Below are 14402 nucleotides of genomic sequence, written 5' to 3' on the forward strand. Positions count from 1 at the left end.
GGGTCATGGTCCGGCTACGGCTCGGCTCGACGCTCGGAAAGGCAAAGCGGCGTGCAACGCCGGCCCCCCGGCCGTCAGGGCCCCGCCAGCGGCCCCGAAAGCAATAGCTACCCCGGACGGCGTCAATTCCCGGCGCCTTTCGGACAATCTTCAAACCAGGCATTGAACAAGAGCAGCGACTTTCCCCGACCAACTTTCAGTGCCGCTCATTCCATGGGAGGCCAGACATCATGAAAACCAAACTGACTCATGCCATCGCCGCCGCGTTGCTGTTGGCCGGTATCAGCGGGGAGGCCACCGCCCAGACAAGCGGGCCCCAGATCAAGTGGCAGCGCGAGGTCAACCTGACCGTCGGCCAGTCCATGGTCGTCTACGGCTTCCGCGGCGATTGCGGCAGCTACCCGGCGAGCAACTCGATCCGCGTTCCGGCCACCTCGACCGGCAATTTCACCCTCGGCCGCAAGGGCTGGCGCAACAGCGGGAACTGCAACGGCCCCACCCCGGCGGTCGAGCTTATCTTCAACGCCACCACGCCCGGCCGCGAAACGGTCAGGATCCAGGGCGACCCGGTGCGCATCAGGGTCTCGCAGTAATACCCCGCCATCGGGCTGAACGCTGAAGGTCGGAGGCGGCGCACCGCTGCAACGGAGCCCGCCCCCGATCACCTGCCCGTGCAGCGTGGAAGACAAACGGCGCCCCACGCGCTACACCAAGGCGGCACCAACGCGGAGACCGCCATGACCACCCCGGAAACCCCCTTGCAGGCGGGCTTCACCATGCCCGCAGAATGGGCACCCCACGCCCGCACCTGGATGATGTGGCCCTGCCGGGCCGAGGTCTGGGCCGACATGGACGCCACCCGCCGCAACTACGGCGACGTGGCCCACGCCATCCGCGAGTTCGAACCCGTCACCATGCTTGTCCGGCCCGAGGACGAAGCCGGCGCCCGCGCCCTCCTCGGCTCTGATATCGACCTCCTGCCCCACCCCATAGACGACAGCTGGGCCCGCGACGCCGGCCCCTGCTTCCTCACCGACGCGACAGGCCAACGCGCCGGCACCAGCTTCCGCTTCAACGCCTGGGGCGGCAAGTACGCGCCCTACGACGGCGACGACAGCGCCTCCGACGCCATCCTCGCCGCCGCCGGCGTCCGCGCCTTCACGTCGCAACTCATCGCCGAGGGCGGCGGCATCACCACCGACGGCGAAGGCACCATCATCACCACCCGCAGCTGCTTTCCCAACGCCAACCGCAACCCCGGCTGGACACTCGAGCAGATCGAAACCGAACTGAAGGAGATGCTGGGCGCCGAGAAGGTCATCTGGCTCCCCGGCAACACGGAAGAAACCGAAACCGACGGCCATGTTGACGGCATCGCCATGTTCCTCGCCCCCGGCCTGCTGATGGTGCAGGGCAATGACCGCCCCGACCACCACTGGCGCCACATCCACGCCGCCAACCTCGCGGCCCTCGACGGCCAGACCGACGCGCGCGGCCGCCCGCTGAAACTCGTCCACTGCCCCGACGCCTTCGATTACGACACCGACAGCGACAATTTCTGCGATTCCTACGTGAACGCCTATATCTGCAACGGCGCCGTCATCGTCCCGCAATACAACCTGCCCGAAGACGGGCGGGTGCGCGAACTCTTCGAGGAACACCTCCCCAACCACGACGTCCGCATGGTCGATATCACCACGCTCGCCACCGGCGGCGGCGGCATCCACTGCATCACCCAACAGGAACCCGCAACACCCCGAAATCTTTAAAAGATTTCGCCCCGCATTCTTTTAAAGAATGCGCCACCTCACCCCGGCAACGTCACCACCAACGCCCCGCGCCCCGTCGCCACCACCGTGTGCTCGTACTGAACCGCCTGCGCCGCGGGCTCGGCATACAGCGTCCAGCCGTCACCGCGCTCCTCGGCCCACAGCCCGCCTGTCGACAGGAACGGCTCCACCGTGAACACCAGCCCCTTTTCGATCCGCCGCCGCTCCCCCTTCACCGCCCATGTGGGGATCGTCTCGGGATACTCGTGCAACGACCGCCCCACCCCGTGGCTCGCAAGGTTGCGGATCAGCGTATAGCCCCGCTTCGACGAAAACGCCTCGATCGCCCGCCCGATCCCCGCCAGCGGGCGCCCGGCGCCCACCTGCGCGATGCCGATCTGCATCGCCCGCCTCCCGTCCCGGCACAGCCGGTCGAGCGACGCCGCCACCGGCTTCACGCGAAAGGTTGCGCCGGTATCGGCGAAATACCCGTCCTTCGAGGCCGAGACGTCGATATTCACCAAATCCCCCGCCGCGATCACCCGCTCGCCGGGGATGCCGTGGGCGATCTCCTCGTTGACGCTGATGCAGGTGGCGCCCGGAAAGCCATAAACCGCCTCCGGCGCGGGCTCGGCACCGTGGGCGTCGAGATAATCGCGCCCGATCAAGTCCAGCTCCGCCGTGGTCATCCCCGGCTCCATCGCCTTCGCCATGGTCTGCATGGTATTGGCGACGATCCGGCCGATGACCCGCAGGCCCTCAAGCTCGTCTTCATGGGTAATGGTCATGGCCCGGCCCTCCGTCGCGTTGTCGAAATCGCGGGCCGCTCACCCGTAACGCTTCCAAGTCTCCATCTCGATCGCCTTGCGCATCTCCAGCCCGGAAATCTCGGTCTGGATCGCCCGCCGCTCCTCCGGATCGCTTGCCGCCGCCAGCCGCGCCCTCGCCTCTTCGATCTTCCGCCGCAGCTCGGAAAACGGCGTCATCGCCCCGCTCTCCGCATAGACATGCGCGAACGGGTCGGCGTTCAGGCTGCTTTCGGCAATCGGCTTGCCGGCCCCTTTCAGATCGTCGAGGTCGCCATTCTCCTGCGCCCGCCGGAAGGCCGCTTCGATGAGAGAGTTGAACATGGTCCAGGGCCTTTCATGGCTGGGTTCTCAGAACAGATAGGCACCCGCCCCGCCCGGCTCAAGCGCCCGCGACACTCTGCGCGGCCGCCTTACCCGCCCCGGCCCAGCCGGAAATCCGTCCATAGCGGGTAATGGTCCGACGGCCACGTCTCGCCCACCTGCGCGGTGCCCGTCCCCGTCCGCCCCAGCGGCACGGCGCGGTCGTCGTGCAGCATGTGGTCGATCGCCCCGAACAGGTGCAGCCCCTCGTTGAAATGAAACGTCGCCCCCCGCTGGCTGGCCCGCTGGAAGCCGCCCTCGTAGAAAATCCTCAGCGCCCGCGAATTCCGCCGCGCGTTGAAATCCCCCGCCACCAGCACCGCGTCGCCCCGCGCCCGGGCCACCTCCGCCATCTGCAGCACCCGCTCGGCCGAACGCAGCCGCTGCGTCGTGTCGATGAAATGGAAATGCACGTTGAACACCGTCACCGCCCGCCCGCTCTCCCGGTGCCGAAGCCGCGCCCATGTCACCGCGTCCGGATACCCGGCAATCGCCCGGATCGAGCGGAACCGCGCATCCGGCCGCGAGAAGAAGGCGAACCCGTCATCCAGCAGCCGGAACGCCCCCGGCCGGTAGAAGATCGGCTGCCCCACCTCCACGCCGCGGCCGAAATCCGTGGCGGCAACCCGGTACTCCGGCAACGCCCCCAGCAGCCACGCCTCCCATGCATCCGCCCCGGCGCCCTGCCCGCGCGTCTCCAGCTCCTGGAAGGTAACGATATCCGCCCCGATCTGGCGCACCTGCGCCACCAGCGGCCCGCGCCGCTTCTGCCATTCCGACAGGCCCCACTCGTCCCCCGGCCCGGCATCGAGGTCGAGGTAATGCACGTTATAGGTCGCCATCCGGAAATCCGCCCGCGCCGGCACCGCGCCCGCCACCTGCGGCGGCGCCCCGGCACAGCCCGCCAGCCACGCAAGCCCGAGCACACCCAGCCACCATCCAAGGCCCGCACGGGCCCCCGCCACTCGTCCCATCGATCACCCTTCGCGCGCCCGGCCTGCCGCCGGAACCTCGCCATGACCAATACCCGCCCGGCGCCCGGCCTGTCACCCGCTTTCGCGCCCCGCCCCCTCTGGACGCCACCGCGCGCCCGGCCTAACCTGCCCCCGAATTGACGAGGGGAGACTGCGCCATGCCCACAGGCACCAACATCAAGACCTATTTCAACGGCACCTGGCACGACGCCGACATCGCCGTGATGAACGCCGCCGATCACGGCATGTGGCTGGGCTCCAATGTGTTCGACGGCGCCCGCCTCGCCCACGGACTCACCCCCGATCTCGACAAGCACTGCGCCCGCGTCAACGCCTCCGCCGAGGCACTGATGGTCACCCCCACCGTCACCACCGAGGAAATGGTCGAGATCGTTCACGAGGGGCTGAAAATGTACCCGAAAGACACCGCCGTCTACATCCGCCCGATGTACTGGGCCATCGACGGCGGTATGTCCGCCATCGTGCCCAAGGACGACAGCCGCACCGGCTTCGCCATCTCGCTCGAGGAAATCCCGATGGCCGCCCCCGACGCCTCCGCCACCCTCACCCGCACCCGCTTCCGCCGCCCGGTGCTCGAGGATGCGGTCGTCAACGCCAAGGCCGCCTGCCTCTACCCCAACAACGCCCGCATGCTGGCCGAGGCCCGCGACAAGGGCTTCACCAACGCGCTCGTCGCCGACGCCCTCGGCAATGTCGCCGAGGCCGCCACCGCCAATGTCTTCGCCGTCAAGGATGGCGAGGTCTTCACGCCGGTCCCCAACGGCACGTTCCTCTCGGGCATCACCCGCGCGCGCCACATCACCAACCTCCGCGCCGATGGCGTCACCGTCCACGAGACCGTCATGTCCTTCGACGATTTCCACGACGCCGACGAGATCTTCCTCTCCGGCAACATGATGAAGGTCACCCCCATCACCGCCTTCGACGACACCAGCTACCAGGTCGGCCCGGTCACCCGCCGCGTGCGCGACATGTACTGGGACTGGGCCGCCTCGGCCTGACATCCATGAGCACCGATCCCCTCCTCCAGCCCTACACGCTCAAGCACCTGACGCTGAAGAACCGGCTGATGGTCTCCAGCCACGAACCCGCCTATACCGAGGACGGGATGCCGAAAGACCGCTACCGCGCCTACCACGTGGAACGCGCCAAGGGCGGCCTTGCCCTCACCATGACGGCCGGCTCGGCGGTGGTCTCCCCCGACAGCCCCCCGGCCTTCGGCAACATCCTCGCCTATGACGACGCCGTCGTGGGCTGGATGCGGAAACTCACCGACGAATGCCACGATCACGGCTGCGCGGTGATGATCCAGCTCACCCATCTCGGCCGCCGCGCCCGCTGGGACACCGGCGATTGGCTCCCCACCATCGGCGCCGGCCCCTCCCGCGAACCGGCCCACCGCGCCTTCCCAAAGGTGGCCGAAGACTGGGATATCGCCCGCATCGTCGAGGACTACGCCGACGCCACCGAACGTATGAAGGCCGCCGGCCTCGATGGCGTCGAATACGAATGCTACGGCCACCTGCCCGACCAGTTCCTCAGCCCGCTCACCAACGCCCTCACCGGCCCCTATGGCGGCGACTTCGACAACCGCCTGCGCTTCGCGACCGAAGTCCTCACCGCCTGCCGCAAGCGTGTGGGTGACGACTTCATCCTCGGCATCCGCTACGTCGCCGACGAAAGCGAACCCGGCGGCATCCCGGTCGAGGAAGGCGTCACCTTCGCCCGCCGCCTCAAGGACGCAGGGCTGATCGACTTCATCAACATCATCAAGGGCCGCATCCACACCGACGCGGCATTGGCCGACGTCATCCCCGTCCAGGGCATGCGCTCCGCGCCTCACTTGGATTTCGCCGGCCGCATCCGGCACGAGGTGGGCCTGCCGGCCTTCCACGCCGCCAAGATCGCCGACGTCGCTACCGCCCGCCACGCCGTCGCCACCGGCCAGCTCGACATGGTCGGCATGACCCGCGCCCACATGGCCGACCCGCATATCGTCCGCAAGATCACCGAGAACCGCGAAGACGATATCCGCCCCTGCGTCGGCGCCACCTACTGCCTCGGCCGCGCCTATTACGGCGAGGCGGCGCTCTGCGTCCACAACCCCTCCACGGGCCGCGAAACCTTCCTCCCGCACGAGATCGCCAAGACCGACACGCCCAAGACCATCGCCATCGTCGGCGCCGGCCCCGGCGGGCTCGAGGCCGCCCGCGTCGCCGCCGAACGCGGCCACAAGGTCACCGTCTTCGAAGCCGCCGACCAGCCCGGCGGACAGGTCCGCCTCACCGCCCAGACCAGAAGCCGCGCCGACATGATCGGCCTGATCGACTGGCGCGTCGCCCAATGCGAGAAACTGGGCGTCACCTTCCGCTACAACACCTATGCCGAAAAAGACGACGTTCTGGCGCTCAACCCCGATATCGTCGTCCTCGCCACCGGCGGGCTCGCCAACACCGATATCGTCAAGCACGGGCAGGAGCTGGCCGTCACCACCTGGGACATCCTCTCCGGCGACGCGAAGCCCGGCGAGAACGTCCTGATCTACGACGAGGTCGGCGACTACGCCGCGCTTCAGGCCGCCGAAAAGCTCGCCGATGCCGGTGCGACGGTCGAGGTCGTCAGCCCCTACCAGGGTGCCTCGGTCGACGTGTCCGGCATCACCTTCGTCCCCTTCATCCGCAAGCTGCAGCACAAGGACGTGACCTTCACCGTCACCTGGCGCCTCACCGCCATCGACCGCGACGGCAACCGCCTGAAGGCCACGCTCGGCTCCGACTATTCCGACGCCACCCGGCACCGCTCCGTCGACCAGATCGTCGTCAACCACGGCATCACGCCCATGGACGAGCTCTATTTCGAACTGAAGCCATTGTCGGAAAACCTCGGCGCCGTCGATTACGAGGCGCTGGTCGCGGGCAAACCCCAAACCCTCACCGGCGGGCCTTCAGGCTTCCGGCTCTTCCGCATCGGCGACGCCATAGCCTCCCGCAACACCCACGCGGCAATCTACGACGCGCTCCGCCTGATGAAGGACGCCTGATCCCCCGCGAGGCAGCCCGCAAGGGCTGACGAGCACCGCCGCCCGTTAACCTTTTCCCGCACCGACGCAATACCGACAAAATACCGACGTTATACCGACGTCGCATTCGGCCCCTTCTGGCCCAATCTTTAACGCAGCGTTCCGGGGTGACATTCCGCCCGCCCCGCGCCATGTTGCTTCCAACTACGGGAGGCCGCACATGACCCAATATCCCCACCTTCTCGCCCCGCTCGACCTCGGGCACGTGACCCTGAAAAACCGTGTCCTGATGGGCTCGATGCATACCGGTCTGGAAGAGACGAAAGACTGGAACCGCGTCGCCGAATTCTACGCCACCCGCGCCCGCGGCGGCGTCGGCCTGATGGTCACCGGCGGCATGGCTCCCAACCGCGAAGGCGGGGTTTTCCCAGGCGCCGCAGGGCTTTACACCGAAGAGGACATCGCCAACCACCGTATCGTCACCGACCGGGTGCACGACGCGGGCGGCCTCATCGCCATGCAGATCCTGCACGCCGGCCGCTACGCCTATGGCAAGGAATGCGTGGCCCCCTCGCCGGTCAAGTCCCCCATCTCCCCCTTCCCCCCGAACGAGCTCGACGAGGAGGGGATCGAGAAGCAGATCGCCGACATCGTCACCGCCGCCACCCGCGCCCGCCAGGCGGGCTACGACGGGGTCGAAATCATGGGCTCCGAGGGCTACCTCCTCAACCAGTTCCTCGTCCGCCACACCAACAAACGCGAGGACCGCTGGGGCGGCTCCTACGAGAACCGCATGCGCCTCGCGCTGGAGGTCGTCCGCCGCGTCCGCGAGGCCGTCGGCCCCGATTTCATCCTTATTTATCGGCTCTCCATGATCGACCTCGTCCCCGACGGCTCGACCTTCGACGAGGTGGTCCAACTGGCGCAGGAAGTCGAGAAAGCCGGCGCCTCGATCATCAATACCGGCATCGGCTGGCACGAGGCGCGCATCCCCACCATCGCCACCTCCGTCCCCCGCGCGGCCTTCACCTGGGTCACGAAAAAGCTGATGGGCAAGGTCGGCATCCCGGTCATCACCTCGAACCGCATCAACACGCCGGAAGTCGCCGAAGACGTCCTCTCCGGCGGTGCCGCCGACATGGTCAGCATGGCCCGCCCCTTCCTCGCCGACCCGGATTTCGTGAAAAAGGCGATGGACGGCAAGGCCGCCACCATCGCCCCCTGCATCGCCTGCAACCAGGCCTGCCTCGACCACACGTTCAGCGGCAAGATCTCCACCTGCCTCGTCAATCCCCGCGCCTGCTATGAAACCGAGCTGCCCATCGACCCGGCCAGCCAGCCCAAGTCCATCGCCGTCGTCGGCGCCGGCCCCGCGGGCCTCTCGGCGGCCATGACCGCCGCCCAGCGCGGCCACACCGTCACCCTCTTCGACCGCGACGACCGCCTCGGCGGCCAGCTCAACATGGCCCGCGAAATCCCCGGCAAGGAGGAATTCCACGGCTTCGTTTCATGGTTCGAAACGATGGTCGAAGAGCTCGGCATCACGGTCAAACTCGGCACCGAGGTCACCGCCGATACGCTTGACGGCTTCGACGAAACCATCATCGCAACCGGCGTCATCCCCCGCGACCCCGAGATCCCCGGCCAGGATGGCGACAACGTCCTGAACTACATCGACGTCCTGCGCGGCCAGGCCAAGGTCGGCCAGCGCGTTGCCATCGTCGGCGCCGGCGGCATCGGCTTCGACGTGGCCGAATTCCTCGTCCACGACGGCGAAAGCCCGACCGAGAACCTGTCAGAATGGAAAGAGGAATGGGGCGTCGGCGACCCGGCCGAAACCCGCGGCGGCCTCGCCCCCGAGGGCCCGCAGCCCGACCCGGCCGCGCGCAAGGTCACGCTCCTGCAGCGCAAGTCCGAACGCCCCGGCAAGCGCCTCGGCAAGACCACCGGCTGGATCCACCGCGCCTCGCTCCGCATGAAGGATGTCGAGATGGTCGCGGGCGTCAATTACGAACGCATCGACGACAAGGGCCTGCACATCACCTTCGGCGAGGCCCGCGAGAACCCCACCCTGATCGAGGCCGACACCATCGTGCTCTGCGCCGGCCAGCTCAGCCAGCGCACGCTGGCCGATGCGCTGGAAGAGAAAGGCCGCAAGGTACACGTGATCGGCGGCGCGGATGTCGCCGCCGAGCTGGATGCCAAGCGCGCCATAGACCAGGGCACGCGGTTGGCCGCCACGCTCTGACCGGGTGGTCTATTCCACCGTGATCGTGATCTGCTCCGACGTCACGGGCGGATCATGCGGCACGTGGTTCTGGTCGCCCAGCACCAGTTGCAGCGTATGCTCGCCCGGCGCCAGCTCCAGCGACACCTCGGTCTGCCCGCCGCCGAAATGGCGGTGGTTGTCGTCCGAGTAGAGACCGCCTTCCGACATCTCCCCGTCTTCCGGCCCGTCGCCGAAGGGCGGCCGGTCGACAAGGACATGGTGATGGCCGGTATTCTCCTTCTCCGTCCCGGCCGGGGCCACGCCCATGCCGCTCAGCCCGAAGATCACCGTCACCGGCGACGACACCGTCGCACCGTCCTCGATATTGACGAAATACACCTTCGCCCCCTCGGGCGCCGGCGTGTCCCCAGCGAGCGCCGGCGCGCTTGCCAGCCCGGCCGCCATTCCGATACTCAACAGCAATGCCTTCATCGAATCCTCCCTGCTTGCCGTAAGGTCATCATAGCGTAGGTGGCGTGATCTCCACAGATGGAAACGCCTGTTTCCCTGTTTCCTTGTCACGAACGATGCAAAGGAAAACCCAGATATTGTCGGCCATACGCCGCAGTTGTGCCCGATTTTGATCCGATAAGGCCTCAAGGAATAACGCACAGAGGTATCGAGTATGGATCGCCTTACCGAAATGGAGGCTTTCGCGACCGTGGTGGACCAGGGTGGCTTCACCGACGCGGCGCGCAAGATGGGGATTTCGAAATCCGCCGTGTCCAAGCATGTCTCGTCGCTCGAGGCACGGCTCGGCGCCCGCCTCCTGAACCGGACGACGCGACGCGTCAGCCCGACGGAGATCGGCCTGGCCTATTACGACCGCGCCCTGCGCGTGCTCAACGACGCCGGAGAGGCCGACGCGCTGGTCAGCTCGATGCAGTCCGATCCGTCCGGCCTTCTGCGAATCTCGGTCGCCACCGATTTCGGCGTCAATCATCTGAGCCCGGTGCTCGGCCAGTTCCTCGAGGAATTCCCCGACATCACCGTCAACATGGTGCTCAACAACCGCTATGTCGAGCTGATCTCGGAAGGCTTCGACATGGCCATCCGCATCGGCGAACTGGAAGACAGCACGCTGCGCGCCCGCAAGCTGACCGACACCACCAAGCGGATGATCGCCAGCCCCGGCTACCTCGACAAGTACGGGCGCCCGGCCAAGATCGACGACCTGAACGAACACAAGCTCCTGCACTATTCCAGCCAGTCGAACGGCTCGGTCTGGAAGCTGACCGCGCCCTCGGGCGAAAAGCGGCAGGTGCGCACCGCCGGCGGTCTGTCGGTCAATGACGGCCAGTCGCTTCTGAACGCCGCGATCTCCGGCCTCGGCATCGCCTACCTGCCCAGCTTCCTCTACGCCAACGCCATGAAGGCGGGACAGGTCGTCGACGTGATCCCCGACCTGCCCTTCGAGACGCAAGGCATCTACGCGGTCTACCCGCCGGGCCGGTTCACCCAGCCCAAGGTGCGCGCCTTCATCGATTTCCTGGTCAATGCCTTTGCCGACAAGGGCCCGACCGACTGGTAAGCCGCCTCTACGTTTCCCGCCTGACAGCCTCGCCCCCGGTGCCCCGCGCATCCGGGGGCTTTTTCATGGGGCCCCTGCCGCCGCGTCACACAGCCAGTGTGCGCCCCTGCCGGTTGCCTTTCGTGCGCTGCATGACAGATTGGGGCCAGACAGGACACCGACCGAAGGGAACAACGTCATGGCCGACCCCAAGCTGCTCACCATTTCCGGCTCGCTTCGGAAGGGCGCCTACAACCGCATGCTCCTGGCCGAAGCCGTGCGCGCCTTCGGCCCCGCCGAGGTGACCGAGGCCGACCTGAACCTGCCCCTCTACGACGGCGACCTCGAAGAGGCCGAGGGCGTGCCGGCAAGCGTTCAGGCCCTGGTCGAACAGATCAAGGCGGCCGACGCGGTGGTGATCTCCTCGCCCGAGTACAACAAGGGCATCAGCGGCGTGCTCAAGAACGCCCTCGACTGGATCAGCCGCGTCCCGGGCAGCGCCTTCAAGAACAAGCCGACGGTGGTGATGTCGGCCAATGCCGGGCGCACCGGCGGCGAGACGGGGCAATACATGGTGCTCCACTGCCTCGTTCCGCATCAGGCCGACGTGCTGCCGGGCCCGACGCTCTGTGTCGCCACCGCGGGCGACGAGTTCGACGCCGAAGGCCGGCTGCTCAACGAGCGCTATCTCAAGGTGCTCAACACCAGGATGACCGCCCTGCGCGACCGCGTCTCCTAACCCTCGCGCATCAGTACAGGCTCCCGCCGGCGCCCCCAGCGGCCCGGCGGCCCCTCGATCACCCCCGGAAACGCCGTGCCGCAGGCGGTGCAATGGCCCGTGTCATCCAGCCGCCATTCCGACAGTTCGTGCCAGTCGCGCCCGATCACCTTCTCCCCGCACCCGCTGCAATAGCTCGACTGCGCAGGCTCGTGATGCACGTTGCCGATATAGACATGCCGTAGCCCGGCCGCCTGCGCCACCTGCCGCGCCCTGAGCAGCGTTTCCAGCGGCGTCCGCTGGTGGCTCAGCATCCGGTGATCGGGGTGAAATGCGGTGAAATGCACCGGCACATCCGGCCCACAGCGCTCGGCCACCCACTGGCACATTTCCTCCAGCTCGGCCTGGCTGTCATTCTCGCCGGGGATCAGCAGCGTGGTCAGTTCCACCCAGCACACGGTTTCATGCACCGCGTACTCGATCGCCTCCAGCACCGGGCCGATCTGCGCCCCAGTCAGCTTGCGATAGAACGCCTCCGAAAACCCCTTCAAATCGATATTCGCCGCATCCATCGCCGGAAAGAACTCCGCCCGCGGCTCTTCACAGATGTAACCGGCGGTCACCGCCACGCTGCGCACCCCAGCCTCACGGCACGCCGCGGCGGTATCCAGCGCGTATTCATGGAAGATCACCGGGTCGTTGTAGGTGAACGCGACCGAGGCACAGCCCTTCTCCCGCGCCACCCTCGCAATCGCCTCCGGGCTGGCGCTATGCGCCAAGCTGTCGACCTCCCGGCTCTTCGAAATCTCGTGGTTCTGACAGAACTTGCAGGCCAGGTTGCACCCCGCCGTCCCGAAGGACAAGACCGGCGATCCCGGCAGGAAATGATTGAGCGGCTTCTTCTCGATCGGGTCGATGCAGAACCCCGTCGACCGCCCGTAGGTGTCCAGCACCATCCGGTCGCCCTCGCGCATCCGCACGAAGCACATGCCACGCTGGCCGTCCCGCAGGGTACAGAAACGCGGGCAAAGCGTGCATTTCAGCCGGCCATCCTCTTCCTCGGTCCAGTGGCGCGCGGGGTGCATGGGGGTGGTCTTTCCTTCCGTCGGTCCGGTTCATATGTAAGTTCCGAAAGGGCCAAGATGAACCGGCAGTCAGATATAACGGCGCGACATTCGGCTGTGGCCGGTCGCTTTTTCCCGGGCGAGGCAGACGAGCTGGCCCGCACTGTGGCCGACTGCCTGGCCCACGGCACGCCCGCCGCCGCCCCTCCGAAAGCCATCATCTCGCCCCATGCCGGCTACCCCTTCTCGGGCCGCCTCGCCGGCATGGCATGGCGCGCCACCGAAACCGCCCGCCCGGCCCGCATCGCCATCCTCTCCCCCTCACACCAGCACGCCTTCACCGGCATCGCCCTGCCCTCGCAGGACCGCTACGCCATGCCCGGCTTCGATTTGCCGATCGACACCGCCGCCCGCGACCTGCTGATCTCCAGTGACCTCGCCCATGTCGAAGACGCCGCCCATGACCGCGAGCATGGCGTCGAAACCCAGCTCCCCTTCCACCACCAGGTGCATCCCGACACGCCCGTTGTCCCGCTGGTGATCGGCCGCGCGCCGGATGAACAGGTGGCTGCGGCCATCGACGCACTGGCGGCGATGGGCGACACGCTCTTCGTTCTCTCCAGCGATCTCAGCCATTTCCTCACCCTCCAGGACGCCCGCAAACACGACGCCACCACCGCCCGGCTCATCGAAACCGCCAAGCCCCGCGACCTCACCGGCGCCCATGCCTGCGGCGCCGCCGCGATCCGCGGCTACCTGCTGTCGGATCACGGGCAGGGCAGCCGCCTGCTTCGCCTCGCCATGGCCAACAGCGCGGCGGTCACCAGGGACGAAACCCGCACCGTCGGCTACGGCGCCTGGGCGCTCTTCGGCGTGACCGACGAAATCCTCCTCCCCGACCACCGCGCCGCCCTTCTGAAAGCCGCGCGCCAGGCCCTCACCTCGCGCATCACCAAGGGCAAGCCGCCCCACCTCGACACCGACAGCTTTGCCGCGCCCCTCCGCACCCACGGCGCGGCCTTCGTCACGCTCCAGAAGGACGGCAAGCTGCGCGGCTGCATCGGTTCGCTCACCGCGCATCAGCCGCTGATCGCCGACGTGGTCGAGAACACCCAGAAATCCGCCACCGAAGACCCGCGCTTCCCGCCCGTCACCGCCGAAGAGCTCGACCGCATCACCCTCAAGATCGCCGTCCTTTCCCCGTCCGAGCCGATGCCTGTCACGGACGAGGCCGACCTCCTCTCCAAGGTTCACCCCGGCCGCGACGGCCTCATCCTGTCCGACAAGGGCCGGCGGGGCGTCTTCCTGCCAATGGTCTGGGACAGCCTGCCAGAGCCGCAGGAGTTCCTCGGCGCCCTCAAGCAGAAGGCCGGCCTCCCCCGCGACCACTGGAGCGACACGCTCCAAATCCGCCGCTTCTGCGCCGAAGGCTTTGCCGAGGCCAACTACCCGTCCTGAAGGTTCGATATCTCGATCAGGTTCCCGTCAGGATCACGGATGTAAACTGACAGCAGGGGCCCGGTCGCCCCGGTGCGCCTGACCGGCCCCTCGATCACCTCCACGCCGCAGGCCTCCAGATGCGCCACCCAGTCCGCCACCGGCGTCTCGCTCAGAAAGCACAGATCGGCACTGCCCGGCTGCGGCCTCTCCGCCTTCGGCTCGAACTCCGCCCCCGCCTGGTGCAGGTTGATCTTCTGGCACCCGAAAGCCAGCGCCGTGCGTTCCACACCATCGACCGGCCGGAACGTAACCACGTCCATCCCCAGGACCTTCCGGTAGAAGGCGCAGCTTGCCGGAATGTCCCGCACCGTCAGGACAAGATGATCGAGAGAGGCAATGCGCGGCATGGTGATCCCTGTTGTGGCGGCCCGGATTCCGGCCTAGCTTGC

At 67.3% G+C, this 14402-nt stretch carries 14 protein-coding genes; 8 read left to right on the forward strand and 6 right to left on the reverse strand.

Annotated features, from left to right (window positions below; genetic code table 11):
* Nucleotides 1–230: 230 nt before the first annotated feature.
* Nucleotides 231–593: a hypothetical protein gene (locus QUV18_RS15270; protein ID WP_300894872.1), complete on the forward strand. Its 363-nt coding sequence runs from the start codon at nt 231–233 to the stop codon at nt 591–593.
* Nucleotides 594–737: 144 nt separating this feature from the next.
* Nucleotides 738–1769, forward strand: a complete 1032-nt coding sequence (locus tag QUV18_RS15275) for an agmatine/peptidylarginine deiminase (protein ID WP_300894873.1) — start codon at nt 738–740, stop codon at nt 1767–1769.
* Between the two features lie 38 nt (nt 1770–1807).
* Here the strand turns inward: QUV18_RS15275 and map are convergent, their stop codons facing one another.
* The 3 genes from map to QUV18_RS15290 all read right to left on the reverse strand — a co-directional run bounded on the left by map (nt 1808) and on the right by QUV18_RS15290 (nt 3912).
* The gene (gene map / locus QUV18_RS15280) at nt 1808–2557 is read right to left on the reverse strand and encodes a type I methionyl aminopeptidase (RefSeq protein ID WP_300894874.1); all 750 of its coding nucleotides are present in this window, start codon (nt 2555–2557) and stop codon (nt 1808–1810) included.
* A 39-nt stretch (nt 2558–2596) separates the two neighbouring features.
* Nucleotides 2597–2899 carry a DnaJ family domain-containing protein gene (locus QUV18_RS15285; RefSeq protein ID WP_300894875.1) on the reverse strand — a complete coding sequence of 101 codons (303 nt, stop codon included), beginning with the start codon at nt 2897–2899 and terminating at the stop codon, nt 2597–2599.
* 89 nt (nt 2900–2988) lie between these two features.
* A complete protein-coding gene (locus tag QUV18_RS15290; protein WP_300894876.1) occupies nt 2989–3912 on the reverse strand; it encodes an endonuclease/exonuclease/phosphatase family protein in 924 nt (307 codons plus the stop codon).
* A gap of 158 nt (nt 3913–4070) precedes the next feature.
* On the opposite strand from QUV18_RS15290, the gene QUV18_RS15295 reads away from it, so the two are divergent.
* From QUV18_RS15295 to QUV18_RS15305, 3 genes are all read left to right on the forward strand, one after another.
* A complete protein-coding gene (locus tag QUV18_RS15295) occupies nt 4071–4934 on the forward strand; it encodes a branched-chain amino acid aminotransferase (protein WP_300894877.1) in 864 nt (287 codons plus the stop codon).
* A 5-nt stretch (nt 4935–4939) separates the two neighbouring features.
* Entirely contained in the window at nt 4940–6973 is a 2034-nt protein-coding gene (locus QUV18_RS15300) for an FAD-dependent oxidoreductase (RefSeq protein ID WP_300894878.1), read from the forward strand.
* A gap of 199 nt (nt 6974–7172) precedes the next feature.
* Nucleotides 7173–9200: an NADPH-dependent 2,4-dienoyl-CoA reductase gene (locus QUV18_RS15305; RefSeq protein WP_300894879.1), complete on the forward strand. Its 2028-nt coding sequence runs from the start codon at nt 7173–7175 to the stop codon at nt 9198–9200.
* Between the two features lie 9 nt (nt 9201–9209).
* Here QUV18_RS15305 and QUV18_RS15310 read toward each other — a convergent pair whose 3' ends face one another.
* Nucleotides 9210–9653 (reverse strand): DUF4399 domain-containing protein, encoded by a 444-nt coding sequence (locus QUV18_RS15310; RefSeq protein WP_300894880.1) that lies wholly within the window; start codon nt 9651–9653, stop codon nt 9210–9212.
* A gap of 193 nt (nt 9654–9846) precedes the next feature.
* On the opposite strand from QUV18_RS15310, the gene QUV18_RS15315 reads away from it, so the two are divergent.
* Together QUV18_RS15315 and QUV18_RS15320 are read left to right on the forward strand one after the other, a co-directional pair.
* Nucleotides 9847–10752 carry a LysR family transcriptional regulator gene (locus QUV18_RS15315; protein WP_300894881.1) on the forward strand — a complete coding sequence of 302 codons (906 nt, stop codon included), beginning with the start codon at nt 9847–9849 and terminating at the stop codon, nt 10750–10752.
* A gap of 178 nt (nt 10753–10930) precedes the next feature.
* A complete protein-coding gene (locus QUV18_RS15320) occupies nt 10931–11470 on the forward strand; it encodes an NADPH-dependent FMN reductase (protein ID WP_300894882.1) in 540 nt (179 codons plus the stop codon).
* Here QUV18_RS15320 and amrS read toward each other — a convergent pair.
* Nucleotides 11467–12534, reverse strand: coding sequence for an AmmeMemoRadiSam system radical SAM enzyme (gene amrS, locus QUV18_RS15325; protein WP_300894883.1), 1068 nt, complete (start codon nt 12532–12534; stop codon nt 11467–11469). The genes QUV18_RS15320 and amrS overlap by 4 nt on opposite strands.
* 96 nt (nt 12535–12630) lie before the next feature.
* Between amrS and amrA the strand changes: the two genes are divergently transcribed.
* Complete coding sequence (gene amrA / locus QUV18_RS15330; protein WP_300894884.1) at nt 12631–13971, forward strand: AmmeMemoRadiSam system protein A; 1341 nt, start codon at nt 12631–12633, stop codon at nt 13969–13971.
* Here the strand turns inward: amrA and QUV18_RS15335 are convergent.
* A complete protein-coding gene (locus tag QUV18_RS15335; protein ID WP_300894885.1) occupies nt 13959–14360 on the reverse strand; it encodes a VOC family protein in 402 nt (133 codons plus the stop codon). The two genes, amrA and QUV18_RS15335, sit on opposite strands and share 13 nt — an antisense overlap.
* Nucleotides 14361–14402 lie beyond the last annotated feature (42 nt).

The sequence above is a fragment of the Roseovarius sp. genome (assembly GCF_030373445.1).
GTDB lineage: Bacteria > Pseudomonadota > Alphaproteobacteria > Rhodobacterales > Rhodobacteraceae > Roseovarius.